The following is a 9,624-nucleotide window of genomic DNA, read 5'->3' on the forward strand; positions in this document are numbered from 1 at the left end:
AAAGCGGCCTGCAGATCGCGATCAATTCCATCCGGCTCACTGCCGCGCGATGCTCTCGCCGCGCAGCGTCCTTCGCTTTCGCCAAACCTGAAGGTCAACCATGGCTTTCACGGTTGCCGCGAGGACGAGCGCGCAAAGCGCCGCCTTCGAGATCGTCTCCATCGTTCCCTCGATCAGCAGGCAATGGACCGCGCTGCCTGCGACGATGACGATCGCGAGAGGCATATGAACGAAACGCCACGTTCGCGGCCGCAGTCCCAATCGCCGGCGCAGTAGAGCCAGCAGCGCAACGATAAAGATGGCCCACATGGCGATCACGCCGAAGGGCGAGAACGGCGTCGGCGACGAGAAGGTCAGGGCGTCGATCATGTCGGGGGGACTGGTGATCCAGAGGCCGGCGACATGGATCACGATCGCCAGAGCAAGCGCCCCACCGATCCAGAGATGGGCGCGCCGTCCGCGATAGGCCGACAGTCCCGGCAGATATCCGCCGATCAGCAGGGGCTGAACGAGCACGAGACCCAGCGCGATAATCCCCGCAAACCCGGCAAGGATATAGACCGGACCGCGCCATGCGAGCTGCTCGCTTCCTGCGGCAGCAGCGATCGGCACGCCAATGGCCGAAACCAAGGCGCCCCAGATCAGGATCACCCGGGCCAGTTTCCACCCCGTCATTCGTTGGCCCGGTCAGGCCGGCTGCAGAACGAAGTGCGCCTCGAGGCTGGTTTCCCTTGCGCTCCGCATCACCGGCCGCAGGAAGACGGTCTTGAATTCACCGCTGTCATAGGCGAGGTGACCGTGCGGTTGGCCGAAGATCGGAATGATCTGCGGCATTTCGAGCCGGAATTTGCCGTCCTTGTCAGTGAGCGTGGCGCCATGGCTCTGCGGCTCGTGCTCCTGTCCTTCGACCGTGTGCGCCCAGATCTGGATGCGCTGCCCGGCAAGCGGAGCGCCGTCGCCGGCGCGGCGGACGGTGCCGCTCATCCAGAAGCCGCCCTTGCCGATCCGATCCACGATCGCCGCGCCCTTGCGGTAGTTGTTCGCCCCGCCGGACATCGTTTCGGTTGGCGCGAGTCCGTCCGCGCGGGCCGGCAGCAGGAGCCCGGGAACGCCGGCCGCCAAAACTCCGGTTGCGAGAACGGAGCCGCTGGCGACGAGGAGGTTGCGGCGGCTGAGTACGACAATGGTCATGTCAATTCCTCCGGGCGTCCGGGTAGTGGCTCTGGCAAGGGTACAACAACAGGCGCAAAACGCCCAGTTGCGACAAAGGGCGCCATAGGTCGCAATAACAGTGTTGTGAACGGAGGCGCAGGGCGCTTAGACAGCCTCGTGGGATGGGTTGAGCGAAGCGAAACCCATCGAGGCTTTGTTCGACGACGAAACATGATGGGGTTTCGCAAGTGCTCTACCCATCCTACGCGCTATTCAGCCACGCTTGCCCTTTTGTCGTTCAAGGCGGAGCCTTTGTGCTCTCATACGTTTTATCTCTTCATTGAGAGCGTCGGTTTTTTCATCAAGGCGTGAATTCTCTGATTTCGGCTCGTCGCGCTGACGTATCTTTTCGAGCGCTTTCTCAACCGAGAGCTTGGTCGGATCGGCCATAGTACCTCTCCAGGAAGGAAATCGAAGCAACCAATGTCGGAAGTGAAAATGAAGCCAGGTTTTGAATGTTGACGTAAATCAAACCTGCGCTGGGAGTCCGCTGGGTCAAAAACGCTATCTGGCAGTTCGCCGGTCACCCGCGACAATTCCGAATGGCATCGTTGCGCCGGTGTCCGATCGACACTGCAACGCTAACATTCGGGCTGGCAGGTACTACATATGGAGCCCCGGCACATATCGCCCTCCACCCGGACCCCCACGCATGATCCCCTTCTCCGTGCTCGACCTCGCTCCCATCCGCCAGGGTGGCGACGCCGCGCAGGCGTTTCGCAATTCGCTTGATCTTGCCCAGCACGCCGAGGCCTGGGGCTACAAGCGGTTCTGGCTGGCCGAGCATCACAACATGACGGGCATCGCCAGCGCGGCGACCTCTGTCGTGATCGGGCATGTCGCGGGCGGCACGAAGACGATCCGCGTCGGCTCCGGTGGGGTCATGCTGCCGAACCATTCGCCGCTGGTCATCGCCGAGCAGTTCGGCACGCTGGAGTCGCTCTATCCGGGGCGGATCGATCTCGGGCTCGGGCGCGCGCCGGGCACCGACCAGTTCACGGCGCGGGCGCTGCGGCGCGACCTCGCCACCAGCTCCGAGAACTTTCCGCATGACGTGCTGGAATTGCAGGCGCTGCTTGGCGATGTGCAGCCGAACCAGACGATCCGCGCCGTGCCCGGCATGGGGACCAAGGTGCCGCTCTGGATCCTGGGATCGAGCACGTTTGGCGCGCAGCTTGCGGCCATGCTCGGCCTGCCCTTCGCCTTCGCCTCGCATTTCGCGCCGCAGATGATGATGCCGGCGCTGCGTGAGTATCGCGCGCGCTTCGAGCCCTCGGCGCAGCTCGACAAGCCCTATGCGATGGTCGGCGTCAACGTGTTCGCGGCAGAGAGCGACGCCGAGGCGCAGCGCATGTTCTCCTCGCTGCAGCAGCAGTTCATCAATCTGCGCCGCGGCACGCCCGGCCCGCTGCCGCCGCCGGTCGACGACATGGACGCGCTGTGGTCGCCGGCGGAGAAGGCCATGGTCGGCCAGTCGCTGTCCTGCTCCGCGGTCGGCTCGCCCACCGTGGTCGAAGAGGAGCTGAAGGCGCTGATCGCCGAGACCGGCGCGGACGAATTGATGGCCACCGGCCAGATCTACGACCATGCCGCCCGGCTGCGCTCGTTCGAGATCGCGGCCGAGGTGCGCGACCGGCTGGCGGCGCAACCGGCCCGGTGATCAAGGCATCACACGGCCGAGCCAGATATGGCCGATCCTCACGCCTCGCCGATCGCGTTCATGAAGCTGGCGAGTTTCGCGCAGGTTGCAGTTACAGCATTGACGTCCTACACTCGGCGCCTGGAAGGGTAGCGTAGCGCCGATCCCTCAAGGACTGATCGTAGGCTGCCGATGGACGTGGTCCGCAGTCGAGCATTCGATTTCGTCGAGACAGTGCGGCAGCTTCCTGATGTCGCGAGCATTCTGGATGCGATGAGCCGCACGCTCGGCCAGCACGGCTTCGACTATTTCTGCAGTTCCTATGTCGCCCCGCTGTCGACCGAACTGCCGCGCGAGGCGGTTCTCGCCGAACGGTTGCCGGCCGGCTTTCTCGATATGTATTCCGAGGCGCAGTATGTGTGGCACGATCCCGCGCTGCGTTATTGCAGGACGACGCTTCAGCCGTTCCGCTGGTTCAGGGAAGCGCCGTACGATCCGGAACGGGAGCCGCGCGCCGTCGAGCTCGTGCGACGCGCCCGCGACTTCGGCATGGTGGATGGCGTGGTGATCCCGGTCATCTCGCCGGCGGGCCGCACCGGCCAGGTGTGGTTCGGCGGCGCCGAGATCGATCTGCCGGAGCGCGATCTCCCGGCGCTCCACCTCATGGCGCTTTACGCCTTCGACCGGGTGCTGAAGCTGCGCGGCCTGCCCGAGGCTCCGCAGCACGCACTGTCCTTGCGCGAGCGCGAGGTGCTGACGCTCGCGGCCGTCGGGCGATCCAGCGAAGAGATCGCCGATGCCCTGGCCATCACGGGACGCACAGTGAAGGCGCACATCAAGAGCTGCTGCAAGAAGCTCGGCGCAGCCACCCGCACGCAGGCCGTGATGATCGCCATGCGCGACCGGATCATCTCGCCCTGAGGTGCCAGGCCCGACGCGACCGGAGTCGATCAGTCGGCAAAGCCGAACAGCTTTGCCGGATTGTGCACCAGGATCTTTTCCAGCTCCGCCTGGTCCGCCGCGTAGCGGTACATCAGCTCGAGCAGGTCGGCATCGTTGGGCGGCTGCTTGACGGAGACCGGATGCGGCCAGTCGCTGGCCCAGACGCAGCGGTCGCTTGCTGCCTCGATATAGGCGCGCGCGATCGGGATCACGTCGTCGTAGGGCGGGCCGGCCTTCGAGGTCTTCTCGCCGAGCGACAGCATCACCCAGAAATTGCCCTTCTTGAGCAGCTCCAGCATCTTGCGCAGGTTCGGATCGTCCTTGCCGGCTTGCGGATCGGGGCGCGCCATGTGGTCGATCAGCACGGGAACGTCGAGATTCTCGTACTTCGCGACGCTGGAGACGATGCCGTCCTTCTCCGGCTGGATCTTGACGTACCAGCCGAGCTCGCGAATGCGGGCGATGGCGCGGGCGAAATCGGTATCCGACAGCACGGCGCCGAGCTCCTGGCGGAAGCTGAAGCGCGCGCCGCGGACGCCGGCGTCATGCAGCTTTGCGAGATAGGAATCGTTCGCCTCGGCGAACACCAGCGCGTTGGCACAGCCGCGGTAGTTCGGACCCATCGCCGCGAGGGCGTCGAGCACGACGGCATGATCCGCGCCATAGGTCGTGGTCTGCACGATGATGCCGCGCTCGATGCCGAGCGTCTTGTGCATACGCAACGCCGCTTCCCAGGTCGCGGTCGGCATCCGATAGGCCGCGCCGGGGCGCTCCGGATATTTCTCGATGGGCCCCAGCACGTGGAACTGGCTGTCGATGGTCCTCAGTGGCGGCGCCTTGACCGGGCGGCGCGGATTCGGGTCGAACGGCAGATAGGTCGGCATGCGCAAATCTCCTTCAGTCGATCACGGCGGTGAAGTCGCACTGCACCAGCGCGCCGCCGTCCATGTTGTCCATCGGCAGCGCGTGGCGCGCCGGGCGCGAATGCTCGTCCGGAAACATCTTCAGCCACTCGACATTGACGGGCCCGCGCTGCGAGCGGTCCTTCAGCCACACCGTCATCTTGATGATGTCGTCGGTGGTGCCGCCGGCGGCCTCCACCGTCGCCTTCATGTGCGCGAACATGTTGGCGCATTGCGCGTCGAGACTCACGGGCATCGCGCCGGCCGCATCGCGGCCAAGGATGACGCCCGACATCACGAGATTGCCGATGCGGCAAGCGTTCGGAATCGGATTGGCGTGCTTGAAGCCGCCGATGTGGATGCTCTTGCGCCGTGTCATGGTGCGCTCCCTCTTGTGTGTTGGTTCAGACGAACTGGCACGACACCGAGCCGAACGCGCCGTAGTCGGCGTGGAACGTGTCGCCGCGGCGGATGTCCACCGGCCGCGTGAACGATCCCGCCAGCACCACCTCGCCGGCCCTGAGATATTCGTCATGCGGCGCGAGCCGGTTGGCGAGCCAGGCGATGCCGTTGGCGGGATGATTGAGCACGCCGGCGGCAAGCCCGGTCTCCTCGACCTCGCCGTTGCGGAACAGCAGCGCGCCGATCCAGCGCAGATCCGCATCCATCGGGCGGAACGGCCGGCCGCCGAGCACCAGCGCGGCGTTCGCGGCGTTGTCCGAGATCGTGTCCATGACCTTTCGCGTCTTGCCGGTCTCGGGATCGACGCGGTGCATGCGCGTCTCCAAGATCTCCAGCGCCGGCGTCACGTAGTCGGTGGCGTTGAGCACGTCGAAGATGGTGCAGTCGGGCCCGCGCAGCGGCGCCTTCAGCACGAAGGCGAGCTCGACCTCGATTCGTGGCGCGTGAAAGCGATCGAACGGGATGGGCGTGGCGTCGGCATAGAACATGTCGGCGAACAGCACGCCGTAGTCGGGCTCGGAGATGCCGACCGCGTTCTGCATCGCCTTCGAGGTCAGGCCGATCTTGTGGCCCTTGATGACGCGGCCGCGCCCGAGCTGGAGTTTCGTCCAGGCGCGCTGGATGGCGTAGGCGTCCTCGATCGTGAGGCCGGGATACTCTTTCGAGAACATCGGGATCAGCGCCTTGGTGCGCTCGGCCTCGTCCAGGCGCGCGGCAAGACGTTCGATCGTGGCGGCATCCAGCATGGTCTATTGCTCCGCAGCCACGGTGTTGCGCAGCACGCCGATGCGGCTCGACTCGACCTCGACGACGTCGCCGACTTTCAGCCAGCGCGGCGGATCGAAGCGCGCGCCCGCCCCGGTCGGCGTGCCCGTCACGATCATGTCGCCGGGCTTCAGGGTGGCGAAGGTCGAGAGATAGGAGATCAGGAAGTCGAACGGGAACATCAGCCGCTTGGTGGTGTCCTGCTGACGCACCTCGCCGTTGACGCGCGTGGTGATGTCATGAGGTCCGCGCGGGTCGAGCTCGTCCGCCGTGACGATCCACGGGCCGATGCTGCCGGAGCGGTCGAAATTCTTGCCTTGCGTGACGTTGAACTTGCCGTGGCGCAGCCAGTCGCGGATCGTGCCTTCGTTGCACAGCGTCATGCCGAAGATGTGCGACCACGCCTTCTCGCGCGGGATGTGGCGGCCGCCCCGCCCGATCACAATCACGAGCTCGCCTTCATAGTCGAGTTGATCCGAGACTTTGGGCTTCTCCAGCGGCTGGCCGGAGCCTGTCATCGACGACATGCTGCGCACGAACAGGCTGGGATATTTTGGCAGATCCGAATTGTCTTTATATTCAGCGTTGCGCTCGGCGTAGTTGACGCCGATGCACCAGAGCTTTTCGGGCGCCAGCACCGGCGGCAGCAGGACGAGATCATCGAGCGCGTAGTCCGGTTGCTGATCGGCGATCACTTCCTGCGCGTCCGCCAGCGCATTGGCCGCGATCAGCGCCTTCACGTCGGAGAAGTCGCGGCCGATCCGCCGGGTCAGATCGACCACGCCGCCCGCGACGGCCGCGCCGTAGCGCGCCTCGCCGTCCAAGAGATAGCTCAGGAGTCGCATTGTCGTTTTCTCCAATGGTCGTTGGGGGCCGGCGCGATGGGCCGCGCGCTCAGTCGGTCGATTTGGGAGTTTGAAAGACGGTGTCCAGCGTCACGATCTCGCCGAGGCGGGCGTAGCGCGGCCCGCCGATGCGCGCGATCGGGTCGAGCGCCCGGGTCTCGACCTTGCCGTTTTCCACGAGGCCGTCGCGAATGTGGAACATCACGACCTCGCCGACGATCAGCCGGCTGCGGGCGTCGCCGAATTCGAGGCACTGCCGGAAGCGGCACTCCATCGCGACAGGTGCGGCCGCGAGCCGCGGCACCTTGATGCGCTCGCAGCTAAGCGTCTCCAGGCCGAGCTCCGCGACCTCGCTGACTTCAGGCGGGTGCTCGATCGAGCTGTCGTGCACCGCAGACATCAGCGGGGTATCGGCGATGTGGATGACGTATTCCTCGGTGTCGAGGATGTTGTGCGCGGTGTCCTTGTAGTCCGCGCCCTTGCGGCCGACGCTGATGGCGAGCATCGGCGGCTTCTGCGAGACGAAGGTGAAGGCACTGAAGGGCGCGAGGTTGAGCACGCCGGAGCGTGACAGGCTCGTCACCCAGGCGATCGGGCGCGGCACCACGATGCCGGTCATCAGCCGGTAGATGCGCTCCGCGCCGAGCTCGGTGGGATCGATCCGCATTGCTCAGTCCGCCTTGATGTTGGCCTTGCGCACGACCGGAATCCACTTGGCGTCCTCGCGCTCGAGATAGGCCTTGAACTCGCCCGGCGTCATCGCGACGGCTTCCCCGCCCAGCTTTTCGAACTTGTCCACCACGCCCGGGTCTTTCAGGATCGCAACCAGCGTCTCGTGCAGCTTGTCGACAACAGGCGCCGGCGTGCCCGCGGGCGCGAACAGGCCGGTGAAAGTCTGGCCGTCGAAATCCTTGTAGCCGAGCTCGGTGAAGGTCGGGACATCAGGCAGCGACTTCAGCCGGTGCGGGCTGGTGACAGCGAGCGCGCGGAACAGGCCGGCCTTGATGTGCTGGAGGCTGACCGTGAGCTGGTCGAACGCGAACTGCACCTGGCCGCCGAGCAGATCGTTGATGGCCGGCGCGTTGCCGCGGTAGTGCGCGGTGACCCATTGCAGGTCGAGATTCGACTGCATCAATTCGCTGAGCAGATGATTGGTGGTGCCGGGGCCGGGCGAGGCCATCGTCAGCTTACCGGGCTCGCGCTTGGCGAGGTCGATGAATTCCTTGAAATTGTTGGCCTGGACGGAGGGATGCACCTCGAGCACCAGCGGCGTCATCGAGATGGTCGAGATCGGCAGGAAATCCTTCTTCCAGCTATAGGCATCGCGCTTGTTGATCTCGGTCGCGAACAACACCGGGCCGTTGGCGCCGACGAACAGCGTATAGCCGTCGGGCGCCGATTTCGCGAAAGCCTCGCCCGCGATCATGCCGCCGGCGCCGGCCTTGTTCTCGATGATGAAGGGCTGACCGAGCTTTTCCTGGAGCTTGTCGGCGACGATGCGCGCGGCACTGTCGACATTGCCGCCGGCCGGATAGGGCACGATCAGCTTGACGCTGCGCGCCGGCCATTGCTGGGCCGATGCGGGCCCCGCCAGCATCGCCGTGACAGCGGCTATGGCAATCGCGATTAATCTCATGTTAACCTCCCGGCGGCGCTTCCAATTCACTTCGAACGCCTTGACGTTGCGCGCGGCGCTCGATCGCCGCGCAATCTCCAGATGCGCGCTTTACCTGTCGAGTGAATTGTGGCGTTCTTGTCCATATTATGGACAAGAGACCTTCTCCGAAAGTCGCCCATAGCGCGCTGGAACCGCGACAGGGCGCGCAGGCGATCCGGCGCGCGCTCGCGGTGCTGCGCATTCTTGCCGCAGGCCGCGAGGACGGCGTGCCGCTGGCCGAGGTCGTGCGGGCGACCGGCCTTACCCGTCCGACCGTGCATCGCATCGTCCACGTGCTGATCGAGGAAGGCATCGTCGAGCGGCACGATCGCACCGGCCGCTACGCGATCGGCAACCAGGTGCCCGAGCTGGCGCTGGCACGGCCGCGGCCGTCAAGCCTGCTGGTCGCGGCAAATCCGTCGCTGCGGCGCGCCTCCGCCGAGATCGGCGACACGCTGTTCCTGACGGTGCGGACCGGCAACGACACGCTGTGCGTCGATCGCAGGATCGGCGTCTATCCGATCCAGGTGCTGTCGATCGAGGTCGGCGCGCGCCGGCCGCTCGGCGTCTCCAGCGCCGGCGTCGCCATCCTCGCCGCGATGCCGGCGCAGGACGCGCGAAAAATCGTCGCAGCCAACGAGAAGCGGTTCGAGGTCTACCAGACCGACGTCGCAGCCGTGATGAGCCAGGTCACCGCCGCGCGGAAGCGGGGTTACAATATGAGAGAGATCGGCCTCGTGCAGGGCACGAAGTCGATCTCGACCTGGATCAAGACCCCGGACGGACAGCCCGCCGCGGCGATGACCGTCTCCGCCTTTCGGACGAGGCTCGGCCCGCGCCGCGAGCAGGAGGTCGTGGAGATCCTGCTGCGGGAGGCGCGGATCATCGAGCAGGCGATCCGGGGCAATGTCGGCTAACTGAAGGCGGCGCCGTTCGCCTCTCCCCGCTTGCGGGGAGAGGCCGGATTGCATCGAAGATGCAATCCGGGTGAGGGGGACTGTCCGCGAGTCCGACTGTCACCGTGATCTCGGATGGAGCCCCTCACCCCAACCCTCTCCCCGTAAGAACGGGGCGAGGAGCCCACCGGCGATGCGGACAGAGCTCGCCTCAATCATGTCACCGCTGTGCGCCATCCCACGGCGCTGTCAATGGGCTGACTTGGCACGCGGTTTTGTGGCACAAGGGCCGCCATCGCCGACC

The 9,624-nt window shown here is 65.6% G+C and carries 12 protein-coding genes; 3 read left to right on the forward strand and 9 right to left on the reverse strand.

Going from position 1 to position 9,624, the window contains the following annotated elements; translation table 11 throughout:
* Nucleotides 1-36 precede the first annotated feature (36 nt).
* The 3 genes from ACVWW6_RS03745 to ACVWW6_RS03755 all read right to left on the reverse strand — a co-directional run bounded on the left by ACVWW6_RS03745 (nt 37) and on the right by ACVWW6_RS03755 (nt 1,602).
* Nucleotides 37-675, reverse strand: coding sequence for a ferric reductase-like transmembrane domain-containing protein (locus ACVWW6_RS03745; protein WP_456680150.1), 639 nt, complete (start codon nt 673-675; stop codon nt 37-39).
* 12 nt (nt 676-687) lie between these two features.
* A complete protein-coding gene (locus ACVWW6_RS03750) occupies nt 688-1,191 on the reverse strand; it encodes a Twin-arginine translocation pathway signal (RefSeq protein ID WP_456680151.1) in 504 nt (167 codons plus the stop codon).
* Nucleotides 1,192-1,425: 234 nt separating this feature from the next.
* Nucleotides 1,426-1,602 (reverse strand): hypothetical protein, encoded by a 177-nt coding sequence (locus ACVWW6_RS03755; RefSeq protein WP_271556839.1) that lies wholly within the window; start codon nt 1,600-1,602, stop codon nt 1,426-1,428.
* Nucleotides 1,603-1,864: 262 nt separating this feature from the next.
* Between ACVWW6_RS03755 and ACVWW6_RS03760 the strand changes: the two genes are divergently transcribed.
* On the forward strand, nt 1,865-2,872 hold the full coding sequence (locus ACVWW6_RS03760; RefSeq protein ID WP_456680152.1) for an LLM class flavin-dependent oxidoreductase: 1,008 nt from the start codon (nt 1,865-1,867) through the stop codon (nt 2,870-2,872).
* 171 nt (nt 2,873-3,043) lie between these two features.
* On the forward strand, nt 3,044-3,772 hold the full coding sequence (locus tag ACVWW6_RS03765) for a helix-turn-helix transcriptional regulator (protein ID WP_456680153.1): 729 nt from the start codon (nt 3,044-3,046) through the stop codon (nt 3,770-3,772).
* 29 nt (nt 3,773-3,801) lie between these two features.
* On the opposite strand, the gene ACVWW6_RS03770 is transcribed toward ACVWW6_RS03765, so the two are convergent.
* The 6 genes from ACVWW6_RS03770 to ACVWW6_RS03795 are packed head-to-tail and all read right to left on the reverse strand — an operon-like array spanning nt 3,802 to nt 8,403.
* On the reverse strand, nt 3,802-4,677 hold the full coding sequence (locus tag ACVWW6_RS03770) for an amidohydrolase family protein (protein WP_304566579.1): 876 nt from the start codon (nt 4,675-4,677) through the stop codon (nt 3,802-3,804).
* 13 nt (nt 4,678-4,690) lie between these two features.
* Nucleotides 4,691-5,074: a RidA family protein gene (locus ACVWW6_RS03775; RefSeq protein ID WP_011084059.1), complete on the reverse strand. Its 384-nt coding sequence runs from the start codon at nt 5,072-5,074 to the stop codon at nt 4,691-4,693.
* Nucleotides 5,075-5,099: 25 nt separating this feature from the next.
* Nucleotides 5,100-5,903, reverse strand: a complete 804-nt coding sequence (hpaH, locus tag ACVWW6_RS03780) for a 2-oxo-hept-4-ene-1,7-dioate hydratase (RefSeq protein ID WP_011084058.1) — start codon at nt 5,901-5,903, stop codon at nt 5,100-5,102.
* Nucleotides 5,904-5,906: 3 nt separating this feature from the next.
* A complete protein-coding gene (locus ACVWW6_RS03785; protein WP_456680154.1) occupies nt 5,907-6,767 on the reverse strand; it encodes a fumarylacetoacetate hydrolase family protein in 861 nt (286 codons plus the stop codon).
* A 49-nt stretch (nt 6,768-6,816) separates the two neighbouring features.
* Nucleotides 6,817-7,434 (reverse strand): flavin reductase family protein, encoded by a 618-nt coding sequence (locus ACVWW6_RS03790; protein WP_456680155.1) that lies wholly within the window; start codon nt 7,432-7,434, stop codon nt 6,817-6,819.
* A gap of 3 nt (nt 7,435-7,437) precedes the next feature.
* Complete coding sequence (locus ACVWW6_RS03795; RefSeq protein ID WP_456680156.1) at nt 7,438-8,403, reverse strand: Bug family tripartite tricarboxylate transporter substrate binding protein; 966 nt, start codon at nt 8,401-8,403, stop codon at nt 7,438-7,440.
* A gap of 128 nt (nt 8,404-8,531) precedes the next feature.
* Here ACVWW6_RS03795 and ACVWW6_RS03800 point away from each other — a divergent pair, with 128 nt between their 5' ends.
* Nucleotides 8,532-9,341: an IclR family transcriptional regulator gene (locus ACVWW6_RS03800; RefSeq protein WP_456680157.1), complete on the forward strand. Its 810-nt coding sequence runs from the start codon at nt 8,532-8,534 to the stop codon at nt 9,339-9,341.
* Nucleotides 9,342-9,624: the final 283 nt, after the last annotated feature.

It is taken from the genome of Bradyrhizobium sp. USDA 3311 (assembly GCF_054062495.1).